General features: G+C 69.1%; 20 protein-coding genes and 1 riboswitch. Of the genes, 7 read left to right on the plus strand and 13 right to left on the minus strand.

Going from position 1 to position 16,802, the window contains the following annotated elements; genetic code table 11:
- Positions 1–8: 8 nt before the first annotated feature.
- Together IEZ09_RS30005 and IEZ09_RS30010 are read left to right on the plus strand one after the other, a co-directional pair.
- Positions 9–614: a class I SAM-dependent DNA methyltransferase gene (locus IEZ09_RS30005; protein ID WP_189257158.1), complete on the plus strand. Its 606-nt coding sequence runs from the start codon at positions 9–11 to the stop codon at positions 612–614.
- Between the two features lie 12 nt (positions 615–626).
- Positions 627–806 carry a hypothetical protein gene (locus tag IEZ09_RS30010; RefSeq protein ID WP_189257159.1) on the plus strand — a complete coding sequence of 60 codons (180 nt, stop codon included), beginning with the start codon at positions 627–629 and terminating at the stop codon, positions 804–806.
- A 64-nt stretch (positions 807–870) separates the two neighbouring features.
- On the opposite strand, the gene gcvP is transcribed toward IEZ09_RS30010, so the two are convergent.
- From gcvP to IEZ09_RS30055, 9 genes are all read right to left on the minus strand, one after another.
- The gene (gene gcvP, locus IEZ09_RS30015; protein ID WP_189257160.1) at positions 871–3,762 is read right to left on the minus strand and encodes an aminomethyl-transferring glycine dehydrogenase; all 2,892 of its coding nucleotides are present in this window, start codon (positions 3,760–3,762) and stop codon (positions 871–873) included.
- Positions 3,763–3,913: 151 nt separating this feature from the next.
- Positions 3,914–4,009: riboswitch (glycine riboswitch) on the minus strand.
- A gap of 56 nt (positions 4,010–4,065) precedes the next feature.
- Positions 4,066–5,013 (minus strand): Clp protease N-terminal domain-containing protein, encoded by a 948-nt coding sequence (locus IEZ09_RS30020; RefSeq protein WP_189257161.1) that lies wholly within the window; start codon positions 5,011–5,013, stop codon positions 4,066–4,068.
- Positions 5,014–5,211: 198 nt separating this feature from the next.
- The gene (locus IEZ09_RS30025) at positions 5,212–5,778 is read right to left on the minus strand and encodes a MerR family transcriptional regulator (RefSeq protein WP_109637263.1); all 567 of its coding nucleotides are present in this window, start codon (positions 5,776–5,778) and stop codon (positions 5,212–5,214) included.
- Between the two features lie 329 nt (positions 5,779–6,107).
- Positions 6,108–6,581: a bifunctional nuclease family protein gene (locus tag IEZ09_RS30030; protein ID WP_030468959.1), complete on the minus strand. Its 474-nt coding sequence runs from the start codon at positions 6,579–6,581 to the stop codon at positions 6,108–6,110.
- Between the two features lie 125 nt (positions 6,582–6,706).
- Entirely contained in the window at positions 6,707–7,264 is a 558-nt protein-coding gene (locus tag IEZ09_RS30035; RefSeq protein ID WP_229813088.1) for a MerR family transcriptional regulator, read from the minus strand.
- A gap of 33 nt (positions 7,265–7,297) precedes the next feature.
- Positions 7,298–7,753, minus strand: a complete 456-nt coding sequence (gene garA / locus IEZ09_RS30040; protein WP_030468957.1) for a glycogen accumulation regulator GarA — start codon at positions 7,751–7,753, stop codon at positions 7,298–7,300.
- 113 nt (positions 7,754–7,866) lie between these two features.
- Positions 7,867–8,250, minus strand: a complete 384-nt coding sequence (gene gcvH, locus IEZ09_RS30045; protein WP_189257164.1) for a glycine cleavage system protein GcvH — start codon at positions 8,248–8,250, stop codon at positions 7,867–7,869.
- 42 nt (positions 8,251–8,292) lie between these two features.
- Positions 8,293–8,874 carry a cardiolipin synthase ClsA gene (gene clsA / locus IEZ09_RS30050; protein WP_189257165.1) on the minus strand — a complete coding sequence of 194 codons (582 nt, stop codon included), beginning with the start codon at positions 8,872–8,874 and terminating at the stop codon, positions 8,293–8,295.
- 107 nt (positions 8,875–8,981) lie between these two features.
- A complete protein-coding gene (locus tag IEZ09_RS30055) occupies positions 8,982–9,185 on the minus strand; it encodes a hypothetical protein (protein WP_189257166.1) in 204 nt (67 codons plus the stop codon).
- A 253-nt stretch (positions 9,186–9,438) separates the two neighbouring features.
- Between IEZ09_RS30055 and IEZ09_RS30060 the strand changes: the two genes are divergently transcribed.
- Positions 9,439–10,104 carry an ANTAR domain-containing protein gene (locus tag IEZ09_RS30060; protein WP_189257167.1) on the plus strand — a complete coding sequence of 222 codons (666 nt, stop codon included), beginning with the start codon at positions 9,439–9,441 and terminating at the stop codon, positions 10,102–10,104.
- 143 nt (positions 10,105–10,247) lie between these two features.
- Complete coding sequence (locus IEZ09_RS30065) at positions 10,248–10,610, plus strand: STAS domain-containing protein (RefSeq protein ID WP_229813076.1); 363 nt, start codon at positions 10,248–10,250, stop codon at positions 10,608–10,610.
- On the opposite strand, the gene IEZ09_RS30070 is transcribed toward IEZ09_RS30065, so the two are convergent.
- Positions 10,607–11,275 carry an ATP-binding protein gene (locus IEZ09_RS30070; RefSeq protein ID WP_189257168.1) on the minus strand — a complete coding sequence of 223 codons (669 nt, stop codon included), beginning with the start codon at positions 11,273–11,275 and terminating at the stop codon, positions 10,607–10,609. The genes IEZ09_RS30065 and IEZ09_RS30070 overlap by 4 nt on opposite strands.
- Positions 11,276–11,406: 131 nt before the next feature.
- Between IEZ09_RS30070 and IEZ09_RS30075 the strand changes: the two genes are divergently transcribed.
- Both IEZ09_RS30075 and IEZ09_RS30080 read left to right on the plus strand, forming a co-directional pair.
- Positions 11,407–11,805: an ATP-binding protein gene (locus IEZ09_RS30075; RefSeq protein ID WP_229813077.1), complete on the plus strand. Its 399-nt coding sequence runs from the start codon at positions 11,407–11,409 to the stop codon at positions 11,803–11,805.
- Positions 11,802–12,611 carry a SigB/SigF/SigG family RNA polymerase sigma factor gene (locus IEZ09_RS30080; protein ID WP_370467757.1) on the plus strand — a complete coding sequence of 270 codons (810 nt, stop codon included), beginning with the start codon at positions 11,802–11,804 and terminating at the stop codon, positions 12,609–12,611. Before IEZ09_RS30075 ends, IEZ09_RS30080 begins: the two co-directional genes overlap by 4 nt.
- A 77-nt stretch (positions 12,612–12,688) precedes the next feature.
- Here IEZ09_RS30080 and IEZ09_RS30085 read toward each other — a convergent pair whose 3' ends face one another.
- Positions 12,689–12,988 (minus strand): WhiB family transcriptional regulator, encoded by a 300-nt coding sequence (locus tag IEZ09_RS30085; protein WP_030468948.1) that lies wholly within the window; start codon positions 12,986–12,988, stop codon positions 12,689–12,691.
- A gap of 69 nt (positions 12,989–13,057) precedes the next feature.
- Positions 13,058–14,791, minus strand: coding sequence for an arginine--tRNA ligase (argS, locus tag IEZ09_RS30090; protein WP_189257170.1), 1,734 nt, complete (start codon positions 14,789–14,791; stop codon positions 13,058–13,060).
- Between the two features lie 105 nt (positions 14,792–14,896).
- Here argS and IEZ09_RS30095 point away from each other — a divergent pair, with 105 nt between their 5' ends.
- Positions 14,897–16,045, plus strand: a complete 1,149-nt coding sequence (locus IEZ09_RS30095) for an RNA-guided endonuclease InsQ/TnpB family protein (protein ID WP_189257171.1) — start codon at positions 14,897–14,899, stop codon at positions 16,043–16,045.
- 59 nt (positions 16,046–16,104) lie between these two features.
- Here IEZ09_RS30095 and IEZ09_RS30100 read toward each other — a convergent pair whose 3' ends face one another.
- Positions 16,105–16,794, minus strand: a complete 690-nt coding sequence (locus tag IEZ09_RS30100; protein WP_229813078.1) for a M50 family metallopeptidase — start codon at positions 16,792–16,794, stop codon at positions 16,105–16,107.
- Between the last annotated feature and the right edge of the window lie 8 nt (positions 16,795–16,802).

The following is a 16,802-nucleotide window of genomic DNA, read 5'->3' on the forward strand; positions in this document are numbered from 1 at the left end:
GATCGGTTGTGGGCGACTGGCTGACCGACACGCGCGACTCCTACGACACCGTGGCCGTCAGTTACGCCGACCGCACAAGGGATCTGCTGGACGGGCTGCCGCATCTGCGGGCGGCGCTGCGGTTGTTCGCGGAGCAGGTGCGCGGGCCGGTCGCCGACGTCGGGTGCGGTCCCGGCACCATCACGGCACGCCTGCACGAGCTCGGGGTGGACGCGTTCGGGATCGACCTCTCCCCCGTGATGATCGAGCTGGCCCGGCGCACCCACCCCGGGCTGCGGTTCGAGGTGGGGTCGATGACCGAGCCGCTCGCCGAGTCCGTCGGCGGGATCATCGCCTGGTGGTCGTTGATCCACGTGCCGGACGACGAGGTGCCCACCGTGTTCGGGCACTTCCGGGAAGCGTTGCGGCCGGGCGGGTTGCTGCAGATCGGCTTCCACGTCGGTGACGAGACGCGGCTGAAGACGCAGGGCTACGGCGGGCATCCGATGCGGGTGCACGTCCACCTGCGACCACCGGAACGGGTGGCGGAGTGGTTGCGGGAGGCCGGGTTCACCGTCGAGGCGCAGTGGCTGCTCGGCGAGGACGGCGCGGTCGTCTTCGCCCGGCGCGGGTGAGACCATCTGCCGGTGAGTGACCAGATCTGCCAGCGGTGCGGCGAGACCGTCGAGCTGAGCCGGGAAGACTACGAGATCTTCGAGCGGATGCACTTCGAGTGCTTCCACTTCGCGTTCGAGCACGACCTGCACAAGCCCGGCGCTGCCGAGGACGAGGACTGCGGCGACCCCGTCTGCCCTGCAGGCGCCTGAAAATCGATGAAGGGCTCCTTCATCCACCTGACGTGGATGAAGGAGCCCTTCATCGAGAACAGGATCAGCTGTTGTAGGCCGAGAGCGGCGGGCAGGAGCAGACCAGGTTGCGGTCGCCCTTCGCGCCGTCGATGCGGCGGACCGGCGGCCAGATCTTCGGCGCGGAGGTGCCGGCCGGGTAGACGGCCTCCTCGCGGGTGTACGGGTGGTTCCACTCGCCGACCGTCACGCAGGCCGCGGTGTGCGGGGCGTTGCGCAGCGGGTTGTCCTCGACGGGCCACTCGCCGGCACCGACGCGGTCGATCTCGCGCTTGATGGCGATCATGGCGTCGATGAACCTGTCGATCTCGCCCAGGTCCTCGGACTCGGTGGGCTCGACCATCAGGGTGCCGGCGACCGGGAACGACATCGTCGGGGCGTGCAGGCCGTAGTCGGCCAGCCTCTTCGCCACGTCGTCGACCGTCACGCCGGTGGCCTTGGTGATCGGGCGCAGGTCGAGGATGCACTCGTGGGCCACGAAGCCGCCCTCACCGGTGTAGAGGACCGGGTAGTGCTCGTCGAGGCGACGGGCCACGTAGTTCGCGGCCGCCACGGCGGTCAGGGTCGCGCGGCGCAGGCCGTCGCCGCCCATCATGCGCACGTAGGCCCACGAGATCGGCAGGATCGACGCGGAACCCCACGGGGCCGCCGAAATCGGGCCAACGCCCGTCTCCGGGCCCGCGGTGGGCTGCAGCGGGTGGTTCGGCAGGAACGGCGCGAGGTGCGCGCGGACGCCGATCGGGCCGACGCCGGGGCCGCCGCCGCCGTGCGGGATGCAGAACGTCTTGTGCAGGTTCAGGTGCGAGACGTCCGAGCCGAACTTGCCGTAGCGGGCGAGGCCGATCAGCGCGTTGAGGTTCGCGCCGTCGACGTACACCTGGCCGCCCGCGTCGTGGACCAGGCCGCAGACCTCGCGGACGGTGTCCTCGTACACGCCGTGGGTCGACGGGTAGGTGATCATGATGGCGGCGAGGTCGTCCGCGTGCTCCGCGATCGTGGAGCGCAGGTGACCCATGTCGATGTTGCCCTTGTCGTCGCACTTCACGACGACGACGCGCATGCCGGCCATGACGGCGGACGCGGCGTTGGTGCCGTGGGCGGACGACGGGATCAGGCAGACGTCGCGGTCGGCGTTGCCGTTGGCGCGGTGGTACGCGCGGATCGCGAGCAGGCCCGCGAACTCGCCCTGCGAACCGGCGTTGGGCTGCAGCGACACGGCGTCGTAGCCGGTGACCTCTGCCAGCCAGGCCTCGAGGTCAGAGACGATCTTGAGCAGCCCGGCGGCGTCCTCGACGGGCGCGAACGGGTGCAGGCCAGAGAACTCCGGCCACGTGATGGGCTCCATCTCCGCGGTGGCGTTCAGCTTCATCGTGCAGGAGCCGAGCGGGATCATGCTGCGGTCGAGCGCGACGTCCTTGTCCGACAACGCACGCAGGTAGCGCAGCAGCGCGGTCTCGGAGCGGTGCGCGTGGAAGACCGGGTGGGTCAGGTAGTCCGACGTGCGGCGCAGGTCGGCCGGGATGCCGTCGGCGGTGTCGGCGTCGATGGCGTCCACATCGGACCCGGTGACACCGAAGGCCTCCCACACCGCGACGATGTGCGCGCGGGTGGTCTTCTCGTCGCAGGCGATGGCCACGACGTCGGCGTCGACCAGGCGCAGGTTGATGCCGGCCTCACGGGCCTTCGCGACGACAGCGGCGGCCTCACCGGGAACGCGCACCTGGACGGTGTCGAAGAACTCGCCGTGCACGACGTCTAGACCGGCCTCGCACAGGCCCGTGGCGAGCACGGTGGCCAGGCGGTGCACGCGGGTCGCGATCGCCCGCAGACCCTCGGGTCCGTGGTAGACGGCGTACATGGACGCGATCACGGCCAGCAGGACCTGCGCGGTGCAGATGTTCGACGTGGCCTTCTCGCGGCGGATGTGCTGCTCGCGCGTCTGCAGCGCGAGGCGGTAGGCCAGCGAGCCGTCGGCGTCGACGGAGACACCGACGAGACGGCCGGGCAGCTGACGCTCCAAACCGGACCGGACGGCCATGTACCCGGCGTGCGGGCCACCGAAGCCGATCGGCACACCGAAGCGCTGCGTGGTGCCGACGACGACGTCCGCGCCGATCTCACCGGGCGGGCGCAGCAGCGTGAGCGCGAGCAGGTCGGCGGCGACGACGGCCTGCGCACCGGCGGCGTGGATCTCCTCGATCAACGCGGCCTGGTCGCGCACGACACCGGACGCGCCGGGGTACGACAGCAGCACGCCGAAGAAGTCACCGCCCAGGCCGAGGCCCTCGATGCCCTGCGACAGGTCGGCGACGACGATCTCGATGCCGAGCGGCTCGGCGCGCGTCTCGATGACGGCCAGCGTCTGCGGCAGCGTGTCGGCGTCGACCACGAACTTGTTCGACTTGGAGCGGCCGGCGCGGCGCACCAGCGTCATCGCCTCGGCGGCGGCGGTCGACTCGTCCAGCATGGACGCGTTCGCCACCGGCAGGCCGGTCAGGTCGCCGACCATGGTCTGGAAGTTCAGCAGCGCCTCCAGCCGGCCCTGCGAGATCTCCGGCTGGTACGGCGTGTACGCGGTGTACCAGGCCGGGCTTTCGAGGACGTTGCGCAGGATCACGCCCGGCGTCACGGTGTCGTAGTAGCCGAGGCCGATCATCTGCGTCATCGGCCGGTTCCTGGACGCGAGCTCGCGCAGCTCGGCGAGCGCCTCGGTCTCGGTGGCCGGCGCGGGCAGGTCCAGCACGAGATCGCGCTCGTGGATGGACGACGGCACCGCGTGCTGCGCCAGCTCCTCCAGCGATCCGACGCCGATGACGTCGAGGATGCGCGCGAGTTCGGCGGGGCGCGGACCGACGTGGCGGTCGGCGAACGGGGTGCCGTGCTCGAGAGCGGCGAGCGGAATGCGGTCCTGCGTCATCAAACGCCTCCGGGGGGCTGCGGGCACACGTGTCCTGTGCCCTCCCCACTCTGTCCGTACCCGCTACACGGGCGCCTGAGAGGTTCACCCCAGTGCGAACCAGGGCTTTCACCGTCGGCGGGATCCCGGAGGATCCACTTTCCAGAGGCGTCTCACTCACGCGGTCCTGGATGCCTGAGAGGTTCCCGGGGAGGGATTTGCTCCTTCGGCGCCGGGCTCGAAACCCGGTCTCTCCCGCCTGAGTTCAGCGACTACCCGCGAAGGATACCCGCAGGTGGCCCGCCTAGTCCCCAGGGACGCGACCTACGTCTCAACCGCGAGACCGCGCAGTGCCCTGCCGACGGGGTCCAGCAGGTCGTCGCGCACCGCGACCACGAGGTGCGCGGTGCCCACCACGTCGTCGCCGCGCCGGGCGGCGACGAGCTTGGCGCCCTCGATGAACCGCTCGATCCCGGCGCCGGTCGCGGCCGGCAACGCGGCCGGGTCCACTCCGGCCGCCCGCAGCGCCGCCGCCCCACCGGAGGAGAACTCCGGCCGCAACCGTCGTCCGGCAGCGGTCAGCTGGTGGTCGACGGCGAGCACCGCCGCCACCAGGTCCGCCGCCGTTTCCTGACGTCCGGCGGCCACCGCGAGCCGCTTCGCCTCCATGCGCACGACGTTCAGCACCGGTCCGCCCGTGCTCTGGCGACGCAGGAAGAACCGCGTGAGCCACCGCAGGGTGCCGCTGCCGGACTCGCCCACCAACGCCCCTGCCTGGCGCAGCAGCCACACCGCCGGAGCGTCTTCCGGTTCCGCGGCCTTCCGCACGGCTTCGATCGTGGCCTCGACGTCCACGCGCAGAACGCCGAACAGGTCGGCGGCGCGTCCGGACGGCAGCGACAGCAACGCCACCGCGAGATGGGTCGTGGTCAGCACGCCGTCGCCGGCCTCGGCGATCGCCGCTCGCACACACCCGTCCAAGGCACGACTCACCGGCAGCACGGACTCGAGGTGAGTGTGGTGGTGGGCGGTGCGCATCAGGGCGATGACGTCCGGATCGGACTCGGCCGCGCCACCCTCGTCACCGGTCCAGTCCCCAGCCATCGCCTGTGCCCGCACCGACTTGACGCCCAGCCTGCGCCCCCGTCCGATCGAGTCCGCCAGTGCGATCAGCAGGTGCTCGGTGCCGACGACGCCGGACTCGAGCCGCGACGCCTGCCGCACCGCGTCGGCCAGCACCTTCAAAACCTGCCAGGAGGGTGTCCACGCCATGCGCTCGACGCTAGGGACAGCGCGATCCGCACGCTTGTGCCGACCGGCCACACGGGACGGCCAGTCGGCCATGATCCTTCAGCCGGTGGCACGCTCGCGGCGCCCCGCGCCGAACGCCCGGCAACAGTACGCGGGGAGCTTTCGTACTCTCTTGGCGCACGCAAGGGCCCCGCGTGCGGCAAGGCAAGAGGTGGGGAATCAGCCGGTCGCGCGCTCGCGGCGGCGGCGGGCCAGCTCGTCCTCCGTCATGGGAGCGATCTCCACGCCGTCCGCGCGTTCGGCAGGGAACTCGTGGATCGTGCCGCTGATCTCCCGCATGGCGCCGGAGACCGCGATGCCGAACACGCCCTGACCGCCCTGCAGCAGGTCGACGACCTCTTCCGGCGACGTGCACTCGTAGACGGTCGTACCGTCGGAGAACAGCGTGATCTTCGCCAGGTCCTGCACGCCGCGGCGGCGCAGGTGGTCGACCGCGACCCTGATGTTCTGCAGCGAGACCCCGGTGTCCAGGAGTCGTTTGACGACCTTCAGGACCAGGATGTCCTTGAACGAGTACAGCCGTTGACTGCCAGAGCCGTGCGCCATCCGCACCGTCGGGGCGACGAGCCCGGTCCTGGCCCAGTAGTCGAGCTGCCGGTAGGTGATGCCCGCGATCTGGCACGCCGCGGGCCCCCGGTAGCCGACGAGCTCGTCCGGCAGCGAGGAGTCCGGGAACAGCTCACCCTGCTGCCCGGATTCGGCCCGAACGGGCGCTTCCTCGACCACGCCTGCCTCCCCTCGCCAACGGCCACGAAATTCGAGGCCGTCAAGCCGCTGCGTCAGCTCGCGCACACCAGCGACGTCCACTCGAGTTCGACGGTAAGACCGGTCAGAGGGCAGGTCAACGCGACGCGCGGGGAGTGTCGACCCTCAACCTCAGGTAGAGAGTCATACCGTCACTCGAAGTAGGACGTTCAGGTGACGTTTAGTGATCGTTTAGCGCGCAAATCGAGCGGAAAGTAGCCCGAAAGAGCGACATTCGGACGGGTTAAGCCGGTTCCAAACGAGACGGAGAGCTACACCGCGCAAATCAGGTGTCCGCGCCCCTGCGGTGCCTACGTGTCCGCTCCGCGGAAGTCCTCTGGCGAGACCGAGTCGAGGAACTCGCGGAACTTCTCCACCTCGTCCTCCTGCTCGTCCGGGATGATGAGGCCCGCCTCGGCCAGCACGGACTCCTCCGCGTGGATCGGCACGCCCACGCGCAACGCCAGCGCCACCGAGTCCGAGGGCCGCGCGGACACCCGCACGTCGCCGTCGAACACGAGCTCGGCGAAGAACGTGCCCTCCTGCAGGTCGGTGATGCGCACCTGTTCGAGGTTGCGCCCCAACGCGCCGATGACGTCCTTGAGCAGGTCGTGGGTGAGGGGCCGGGCAGGACGGACGCCCTGTTGTTCGAGTGCGATGGCCGTGGCCTCGACGGAGCCGATCCAGATCGGCAGGTACCGCTCGCCCTCGGTTTCGCGCAGCAGGAGGATCGGCTGGTTCTGGGGCAGCTCCACCCGCACGCCCACGACGCGCATCTCGCTCATCGGGTCTCGCCTCCCTCTGACTCGTTGGGGAGTACCCGGTTCTTCTCCCGAGCATCCCCCGGCGTATGCGTTCGACGCTACCCGCCAAGCGGGCCGTGTGCTCAATCGTTGCGGGCAGAACGTGATCAAGATGATTGCCGCAGACCCGCTCTCACCAACAACGTGTGCAACGAGGTGAACAGGTCGGCCAATTCCCGGACCGTCTCGGGATCTGAGAAGGACTTCAGCAGAACCACCTCGTGGTCCGCCGCAGCGCGAACCGCGCGCAGGTGTTCGCGCTCGACGCCGAGTCCGGTCATCGTCCGGATCGTGCGGAGCGCGGTGATGTCGTCGGTGGTGAAACGGCCGCCGGGGCCTGGGCGCAGCAGACCGTCGCGTTCCAGCTGGGACAGCTGTTCGGCGCTGACTCCGGTCTGGGCCAGCAGATCGGCCCGCGACACCGAACCCGAGTCCGCGGGGGCGGAGTCGATCTGGTCGCGGATCACCTTGAGCGGCAGGTACCTGTCGCGTTGCGCGGACAGCACGAACCGCAGCCTCTCGACGTCCGCCGCGGAGAACTGACGGTAGCCGGAGGCGGTGCGTGCCGGGCGGACCAACCCCTCCGCTTCCAGGAAGCGGATCTTGGAGATGGTGACCTCGGGGAACTCGGGGCGGAGCTGCGAGAGCACCGCCCCGATGCTCAGTCCCCCACGTTGTGGCCGCCCGGCCGTCACGCGTCAGGCTCCCGCGGAGCCAGGACCCGTCAGGAAGACGAGACGGAACTTGCCGATCTGGACCTCGTCGCCGTTCGCGAGGACGGCCTGGTCGACCGGCTCGCGGTTGACGTAGGTGCCGTTGAGGCTGCCGACGTCGATGACGACGAACTCGCCGCTCTCCCTGCGGAACTCGGCGTGGCGGCGCGAGACCGTCACGTCGTCCAGGAAGATGTCGCTGTCGGGGTGGCGCCCTGCGCTGGTCGTGTCGCGGTCCAGCAGGAACCGGGAACCGGCGTTCGGGCCGCGCTTCACCACGAGCAGCGCGGAACCGGCGGGAAGGGCGTCGACGCCGGCAACGGCCGGCTCCTGCGCGGGCGCCTCGGCGCCTTCGACCTCTGCGAGGAAGTCCGCCCGGAAGACGGAGGTCCGCTCCGGGGACTGCTCCGGCGGAACGCCTGGGCCGTCGTTCGTGCTCACCTGAGCTCTCATCCTGCTGCTGGATCCGTCACTTCCCGTAAAACCTATCGCGTTCGGGTCGCCGCCCGAGGAGCGGCTCCCCTTCCGGCCGAAGATCCGGCGAAAGATCGACGTCACTCCTTCTCCACCAACGCCTTGTACCCGTCCGCGTCCAGCAGGCCTTCCAGCGCTTCGGGGTCGCTCACGCGGATCTCGACCATCCAGCCCTCGCCGTACGGGTCGCTGTTGACCGAGTCGGGGGTCTGCACCAACGCGTCGTTGATGGCGACGATCTCACCGTCGAGCGGCGAGTAGAGGTCGGACACGCTCTTCGTGGACTCGACCTCGCCGAACGTGTCGCCCGCCGAGACGGTGTGGCCGACCTCGGGCAGCTGGACGAAGACGACGTCACCGAGCTGTTCCTGGGCGTAGTCGGTGATGCCGACGCGCACGGTGTTCTCGCCCGTGCTGGCGACCCACTCGTGCTCCTCGGTGTAGCGAAGCTCCTCGGGAATCAACTGACTGCGCTCCTCGTGCTGAACCTGTATGGGGTGATCTTTTCACGCGGCCTTGCCGGGAGTGACCCGCAGGGCCAGGAAGAACTGGTAGACGTACAGCAGCGCCGACCACAGGTAGAGCGCTCCGCCCCAGGCCGTGAACGCGTAGGCGAACGGCTGGGCGATCTGGGCCCACGCCGAATCGCCCTGCGCGAGCAGCAGCAGGGGGAACGCGTACAGCAGGTTGAAAGTCGCGGCCTTGCCCAGATAGGTGACCTCGAACGGGCCCCAGCCCCGCGTGCGCAGGACCAGCAGGCAGATGCCGACGACGACCTCTCGGCCCACGAGCACGAGAGCGATCCACAGCGGAATGATGTCCCTGACCACGAACGCCAGCAACGTGCAGAACACGTACAGGCGGTCGGCTGCGGGATCGAGCAGCGCGCCCAGCCTGCTGGTCTGATCGAGCCAGCGGGCGAGCTTGCCGTCCAGCCAGTCGGAAAGCCCCGCGAAGACGAGGACGAGCAGCGCCCAGCCGTCCGCGCGGGGTCCGAGCAACAGGTACAGGAAGAGCGGAACACCGGCCAGCCGCAACACGCTGAGCAGGTTCGGAATCGTCAGCAGGCGATCAGCCGGATCACGCACACCCGCACTCTAAACGAGTGACTGCGCACTGGCTGCCGGATGGCGTCACGGCTCGCGGTGCGACTGGTTGCGGGTCTGTGCGGGACGTTCGTTACGTGCGGGTGAAATCAGACTGTCCGCGTGAGCGTCCAGCCGCGGCGCTGCATCTCGGCACCGGTGATCGCGTGCGGGCGGCCGCGGTCGTCCCTGCCCACCCAGCGAGCGCGGAAACCCTCGAGCACGTACGCGTGGCCCCGGCTCCACACCACGCTGCACGGCGTGGTCGGCAGCTCCGCGGTCTGCTCCGGCTGGGTTTCCATGGCGGTTCTCATTTCAGTCCCTCCGTGACATCAGGGATGTCGTGCACCGGGGCTCCGGCGTTATCCCTGGGAACGAATTCTGGCCGACTGTGGTTCAGAACACGTGTCCTGTTTGGGTCCTTAGCGTTAACTGGATCGAACCGCGCGCCGAGCTGTTCGGCCCCGAAGCGGAACGGATGAACGGGTCATTGCTGACGCAACCGTTCGTCGTACGGCGACGACCGCACAACGTTTGCGACATATCGGCCTGGCCTAACCTTCCCTGGTGAACCAGGTGAAATTCGGTGGTGAGCTGATCTCCCGGTTGATGTCGCACCTGTGCGAACGGCTTCCCGGCTGCCGGGGCGTCGGCCTGAGCGTGTGGCCGGACGGCGCGGTGATCAGGGCCGTCGGAGTCGCGGAAGAGCTGGACCGGGCGCAGGTGGACCGGCGGGAGGGACCGCTCGTCGACGCCTCCCGCGACGAACGGCAGGTGGCCGGCGAGGTCGGCGACCTGCACGTCGTGGCGGTGCCGGGCAGCTGGGGTGACGGCGGTCCGGTCGTGCTCACCGTGTACCTGGACCACCCGCCGGAGGCGGAGGACCTCAAGGCCATCGAGGAGATCGAGCCGCTCGTCGCCACGGCGGCCGCGGTGATCGAGTTCTGCGCGGGCGAGGTCCTCAGAGCCGACCAGATGGTGCGGATGGTGCAGCACCGTCGTTACATCGAGCAGGCCAAGGGGCTGCTCATGGGAGCGCGGCCCTGCCCACCGGGTGACGCCTTCGAACTGCTGGTGCGGGCGAGCCAGCACGCCAACGTCAAGCTGCGGGACGTGGCGATGGCACTGGTCCTGGTGGCGTGCGGGGAGCTGGAGGACGCCGACGACGTGACGATGCCTCCGCAGATCGCCTACGACACCGCGCAACGGTTGTGGGAGGCGCTGCACGTTTGAGTCACCCTCGCGTTGGGTAAGGACACCTCGACCTGTCCTGTGATGCGGCCTCTCCCGTACGGTTGAGGCCGCAGCGGTTGAGCCAGCAGCCGCGTCGGGGCCGCTGCAGTGGCGGCTCCCTGGGTGCGAGAGGGAGAACATCGGTGACTGTGCAGGACCCGCGAGCGGAGCAGACCATCGCCCTGTCGGCGACTCAGCCGGCGCCCGGCGTCACGGTGCTCGCCGTGTCCGGCGAGGTCGACATGGTGTCCGCGCCCGCGTTGCGCGACGCTCTGGTGAACGGCCTGTCGGACGGCGGCACCTTCGTGGTGGACATGACCGGCGTGACCTTCCTCGGCTCGGCCGGCCTGGCGGTGCTGGTGGAGGCCGCACGGCTGGCGCCGCAGCAGTCCGCGGCCCTCAAGGTCGTGGCGACCGCGCGAGCCGTGACGCGGCCTCTGGAGGCCACGGGGCTCGGTGAGGTGTTCAGCGTGCACGAGTCGGTGGACGCTGCCCTGAGCGCCTAGTTCATCCGGATGGCGAGGCGGTTTCCCGCCGCCTCCAGGGCCTCGGCGACGGCGCGAAGGGCGTGCTGCACACCGGCCCTGTCCTCACCCAGCCGGGTGAGGTCGACGGTCAGCGGCACGGTGCCGCCGCGGGCGGCCGTGCACAGCGTGCGCCGCAGCGACGGTCCGGCCTCCTCGGGCACGTTTCCCCGCACGACGGCGACGACGCCGGAGGAGGTCTCGTACACGTGCACTTCGCAGTCGGGTGTGGTCTGGGGCGCGATCGCCACCGGAGAACGGGCGCGGCGCAGTCGCACGGTCGTGCCGCTCGCCGAGCGGTTGATCGCGACCTCGTCCACGCTCTCCCGCATGAGCAGGAGTCCCCGGCCGCGCGTGGTCAGCGCCGGCGGCGGTACACGCCACTGGCCGTGGTCGGTGACGTCGATGCCGACCGAGCCGTCCTTCGCGATCTGCGCGCGCACCTCGACGGTGCCCCGCGCGGGCGCCGGGTACGCGTGTTCCACGGAGTTGTTGACCGCTTCGCTGACCGCGAGGACGAGATCACTCGCCTCGTCGTCGTCGAAACCGCTGTCCTGCAGCCATTCACGCAACTGGTGGCGCACCGGCGCCACCTCACGTGCTTCTGCGGGGAAGCGGAGGGCCAGGAAGTCCTCGTGCACCAGCACAACGCTCCTCCCCTGGATTGCCTCTGCCAGGTGATTTCCCAGGCAGTCGAACCACTACACGTGTGAAACGAATTCGAATCGGGTACGGCAATCACATGCCGGCCTTCAGCAGAACGGACAACGAGGTGGGTGTGACGCAATTGTCAGGGGTCGAGCTGCGGATGGCCGCGGATCCCACGCAGCTGTCCATCGTCCGAGCCGTCGCGGCGGACATCGCGATGAGGCAGGACTTCGACCTCGACTCGATCGAGGACCTGAAGCTCGCCGTCGACGAGACGTGCTCGACGCTGATCACGCTCGCGGCTCAGGACGCCGTGCTCAGCTGTCACTTCGCGGTGGACGCCGCCGGCGCGGTCCGGGTGTCGGCGAAGGTCGCCGCGAAGTCCGCCGCAGGGCCCGACGAGGGCAGCTTCGGGTGGCGCGTGCTGACCGCGCTCGTCGACTCCGTGGAGACCAGAGTCGAGGACGCCGAAGGGTTCGTGGTCCACATCGGCCTCGTGAAGTCCTCGGCAGGGGCGGTGGATGCGTGACGGGCTCGGAGGAGGCGACCACGACCTCCCCTGCCGAGGAGAAGAAGACCTCGCAGGGCGGTGATTACGACCACCTGGCCCCGCTGTTCGCCGAGCTCGCGGCGACCCCCGAGGGTCCGTCGAGAGACGCGCTGCGGGACCGGCTGGTCACCGAGCACCTCCCGGTCGCTCAGCACATCGCACGCCGCTTCGGCCACCGCGGCGAACCGCACGAGGACCTCGTGCAGGTCGCGACGGTGGGCCTGATCAACGCGGTCGACCGCTTCGACCCCGAACGCGGCTCGGACTTCCTGTCCTTCGCCGTGCCGACGATCATGGGCGAGGTCCGGAAGTACTTCCGCGACTCCAGCTGGTCGGTGCGGATGCCGCGGCGGCTGAAGGAGCTGCACCTCGCGATCAACGCGGGCACTTCGCGGCTGTCGCAGCAGCTGGGCCGGGCGCCGACACCGTCGGAGCTGGCCGAGCACCTGGGACTGTCGCGCGACGAGATCCACGAAGGACTCGCGGCCGGAAACGCTTACCAGAGCGCGTCTCTGGACGACATGCTGATGTCGGAGGACTCGTCGATCTCGCTCGGCTCGACGATCGGCGAGGAAGACCCCGAGATCGCGATGATCGAGCAGCGGGAGGCGCTGCACCCGTTGCTGCAGAAGCTGCCGGAGCGGGAGCGCAAGATCGTGATCATGCGGTTCTTCGGGAACATGACGCAGACGCAGATCGCGCAGAAGGTCGGGATCTCGCAGATGCACGTCTCGCGGTTGCTCGCGAAGACGTTGCGGCAGCTGCGAGACGTGCTGGAGGAATGAGCTTTCGTTCCGGCGTTCCGGCGTTCCGGCGTGAACACTGATCGGGGCTTGGCTTCCGCCAAGCCCCGATCAGCTCTTCAAGACGCCACGCGGACGCGCCGCCGGGCCGCGGCGATGATCTGACGCCGCTCGTCCTCCCCCATGCCTCCCCACACGCCGTAGGGCTCCTGGGCCTCCAGTGCGTGGGCTCGGCACTGTTCCAGCACCGGGCAGTGTCCGCAGATCGCTTTCGCCTTCTCCTCCCGCGCGGCTCGGGCGTAGCCGCGTTCGTTGTCGGGGTGGAAGAAGATGGCGCTGTTGCGGCCTCGGCACAGACCGTGCATCTGCCAGTCCCACACGTCGGTGACCGGCTTGGGCAGACGGGTCGTGCAGGTCATCGCGACTCCCTTGCTGGGCGGAAGAGTTGCGATCACTGCGTACCCGTGGTCTGACCAGGGATAAACCTTCTACAAGCGTTCGGGTGCGCCAATACCCAGCAGCGAGAGGCCCAGCGTGAGCACTCGCGACGTGAGCGTGAGCAGGTGCAGGCGCGAGTCCTGCAGCTCCTGCGTCTCCGCCGTCGCCACCGGGCAGTGGTTGTAGAACGTGGAGAACGCCGTGGCCGTCTCGAACAGGTAGGTCGTGAGCTTGTGCGGGGCGAGCTCGTCGATCGCGGCCTGGATCGCCGTGGGCAGCTGCAGCAGCTTCAGGGCGAGGTCGCGCTCGGCCTGCTCGACCAGGACCAGCGGGGCGTCCGCAGGGGGCTCGCGGCCCACCTTGCGGCCGATGGAGAGGATGCGGGCGTTCGCGTACTGGATGTACACGGACGTGTCGCCGGTGGTGGCGAGCATCTTCTCCCACGTGAAGACGTAGTCCTTCTCGCGGTCGTTGGAGAGGTCCGCGTACTTCACCGCGCCGAGGCCGATGGTGCGGGCGAGCGCGTCCTTCTCCGCACCCTCCACTTCGGACGTCTCCGGCATGACCTTGTACGAGTTCTCGATCGCCTCGGTGAGCAGCTCGATCAGCTTGATCGTGCCGCCCGCGCGGGTGCGGATGGTCTTGCCGTCCGAGCCGAGGATCGTGCCGAAGCCCGTGTGCACGGCGGTGTGGGCGTCGTCGAGCCAGCCCGCCTGCTTCGCGATGGCGAAGATCATCTGGAAGTGCTGGGCCTGCGGGGTGCCGACGACGTAGATCAGGTCGTCGACCTTGCGCTCGCGCACCCAGTAGCGGACGGTCGCGAAGTCCGTGGTGGCGTAGCCGTAGCCGCCGTCGCTCTTGCGGACGATCAGCGGCAGCCGGTCGCCCTCGCGGTTGGTGAAGCCGGGCGGGAACACGCACAGCGCGCCGTCGCTGACCTCGACGAGGCCCTTCTGCTGCAGCTCGGTGATCGTGTCGGCGAGGTAGGGGTTGTAGAAGCTCTCGCCGTAGTTGTCGTCGGCGGACAGGCCGATGCCGAGCAGTTCGTAGATCTGGTTGAAGTGCCGCTGCGACTCCGCGACCAGCTCGTTCCACAGCGCGAGCGTCTGCTCGTCGCCGCCCTGCAGCAGCACCACCCTGCGGCGCGCGCGGTCGGCGAAGGTCGGGTCGTTGTCGAACTTCTGGCGGGCCTGCTGGTAGAACGCGTTGAGGTCGCTGATCTCGTGGTCGGCGCCGTGGCCCTCGTCGGTGAGGTGCTCGATGAGCATGCCGAACGGCGTGCCCCAGTCACCGAGGTGGTTGTGCGGGATGACCTCGTGGCCCGCGAACGTGAGCAGCCTGCAGAACGCGTCACCGATGATCGTCGAGCGCAGGTGGCCGACGTGCATCTCCTTGGCGACGTTCGGGCTGCTGTAGTCGATCGCGATCCGGCGCGGCTCGGCGACCGTGGGCACGCCCAGGCGCTCGTCGGTGAGCAGGCGCGCGGTCTGCGTCTGCAGCCACTCGCGGCGCAGCTTCAGGTTGATGAAGCCGGGGCCCGCGATCTCCGGGGTCTCGACCGCGTCGGCCGCGTCGAGGTGCTCGACGATGAGCTGGGCGACCTCACGGGGATTGCGGCCGACCTTCTTCGCGAGGCTCATCGCCACGTTGCACTGGTAGTCGGCACCGTCTCGGTTGGACGGTCGGATCAGCGCTTCCTCTGCGGTGATGTCCACGTCCAGAGCGGCGCGCAACGCCCGCGCGACCCGCTGGCCCAGCTCGAGCCCGACATCCCCACGCAGCACTGAACCCACCTTCCTGAAACGCGGCTGAAGAATCCCAGTATTTCACCATCGGCAAAACAGATACCCACCGCGCCCGCGCTCGAACAAACGTTCTACACTCGTGGGGTGAAGCTCGTCGTGCAGGTCCGCCTGTCGCCCTCCGCCGAGCAGGCGTCGGCGCTGGCGGAGACTCTGCACGCGTGCAACGCCGCGGCGAACCAGGTGTCGCGCGTTGCGTTCGAGCGCAACGTGTTCTCCCGCAACGACTTGCAGAAACTGGTCTACGCCGAGTTGAGATCATCCGGCCTGGGCGCCCAGGCTGCGGTGCGAACCGTGAAGAAGGTCGTCGACGCCTACACCGCAACGCGAGCCCGCAGCGGTACCGGAAAGCTGCGTGGACCAAGCCGGGCCAGGTCCGAAGACAAGCCGATCAGGTTCCGCGAGGGTGCGGCCCAACCGTTCGACGACCGAATGCTCTCCTGGCAGCACGACGCCGAAACGGTGTCGATCTGGACCATTGCGGGCCGCCTGAAAAAAGTTCGGTTCGTTGGACACCCGGAGCAGCTGAAGACGCTCATCGCGTTCCGCCAGGGCGAGACGGACCTGGTCCTGCGTGACGGCAAGTTGCTGCTGATCGCCACCTGCGACGTGCCTGAGCCGCCCGCCTTCGAACCAGCCGACTGGCTCGGCGTCGACCGCGGCATCGTGAACCTCGCCACGACTTCCGACGGAACGAACTTCCAGGGCCGCAGGTTGCGGCGCTATCGGCGGTGGCAGACGCGGAAACGCGCCGAATTGCAGGCAAAGCGGACCAAGTCCGCGACCCGCCGCCTACGCCGGCGTGCCCGTCGTGAGCGTCGCCACGTCACACAGGTCAACCACACCATTGCCAAGGAGCTGGTGGCTGTCGCCCAACGCACCGGTCGCGGTATCGCTCTGGAGGACCTGAGTGGTATCCGTGACCGGGTACGGCCCCGTCGCGACCAGCGAGCCACCCACTCGTCCTGGCCGTTTCGCCAACTCGGCACGTTCATCGAGTACAAGGCGAAACGGGCAGGAGTTCCGATGATCACCGTGGACGCCCGCCACACGTCCCAGATGTGTCCGCGCTGTGGGCACACAGCTAGGAACAACAGGTCCGATCGCGACCACTTCTGCTGTCGCCGGTGCGGCCTCGCTGGGCCTGCCGACCACGTCGCCGGGATCAACGTGCGCAACCGCGCACGCTCGGCGTGGGTACTCGTCAACGTGCCCGAACCCGTCATCGGACGATGACAGGTCGATGCGGCTCACACGCCACAGCCAGTGGCGTGTGGAGAACGCGACCCTGCTCGTCAGAGCAGCGGAGTTGACCACCTGCCGAGCAGCAGTGCACCACCGCCCACGAGCGCGGCGAGGCTGACCAAGCCGAAGAGCGTCACCCAGCCGAGCGCGGGCACGCCGGTGAGCCACGCGAGCTGGTCGGCGTCGGAGCGCGGGGCCTGCCGCCGCCACCGCTTGACCTGCAGCTCCCACACCGGCCGCACCCCGCCGAGCAGCAGGAACCAGGCGAAGACGTACGCGGCGGTGTCCCGCACCTCCTGGCTCGCGACGAAGGAGATCACGAACATCGCGACACCGGTGATGATGATCGAGACGAAGCCGAAGACGTTGCGGACCATGACCAGCATCGCGGCGAGGAAGGCGATGCTGATCCACAGCATCAGGCGGATCTGGTCGTTCGTGATGAGCACCGCCGCGCCGAAACCGAGCAGCGACGGCGCGACGTAACCGGCGAGGGCGGTGAGCACCATGCCGGGGCCGCGGGGCTTGCCGCGGGAGACGGTGAGGCCGCTGGTGTCGGAGTGCAGCTTGATGCTGCTGAGGCGCCGGCCGGTGAGGACCGCCATCAGCGCGTGGCCGCCCTCGTGGGCGATGGTGATGACGTTGCGGGTGTATCGCCAGATCCCGTGCAGCGCGACAGCCAGGAACGCGGCGAGCGCGGTGCCCCAGGTGATGACGACCTCGTGTGTCAGCTCCGGCATCGGCACAT

The organism is Lentzea flava, assembly GCF_014648475.1.
Taxonomy (GTDB): domain Bacteria; phylum Actinomycetota; class Actinomycetes; order Mycobacteriales; family Pseudonocardiaceae; genus Lentzea; species Lentzea flava.

What these genes read in the sequence shown, in the direction of transcription:
- IEZ09_RS30020 (WP_189257161.1), bottom strand. Translation starts at nt 5,013, where the DNA reads ATGGCGTGGACACCCTCCTGGCAGGTTTTGAAGGTGCTGGCCGACGCG.
- IEZ09_RS30055 (WP_189257166.1), bottom strand. Translation starts at nt 9,185, where the DNA reads ATGAGAACCGCCATGGAAACCCAGCCGGAGCAGACCGCGGAGCTGCCG.
- IEZ09_RS30085 (WP_030468948.1), bottom strand. Translation starts at nt 12,988, where the DNA reads ATGACCTGCACGACCCGTCTGCCCAAGCCGGTCACCGACGTGTGGGAC.
- IEZ09_RS30030 (WP_030468959.1), bottom strand. Translation starts at nt 6,581, where the DNA reads ATGAGCGAGATGCGCGTCGTGGGCGTGCGGGTGGAGCTGCCCCAGAAC.
- gcvP (WP_189257160.1), bottom strand. Translation starts at nt 3,762, where the DNA reads ATGACGCAGGACCGCATTCCGCTCGCCGCTCTCGAGCACGGCACCCCG.
- IEZ09_RS30100 (WP_229813078.1), bottom strand. Translation starts at nt 16,794, where the DNA reads ATGCCGGAGCTGACACACGAGGTCGTCATCACCTGGGGCACCGCGCTC.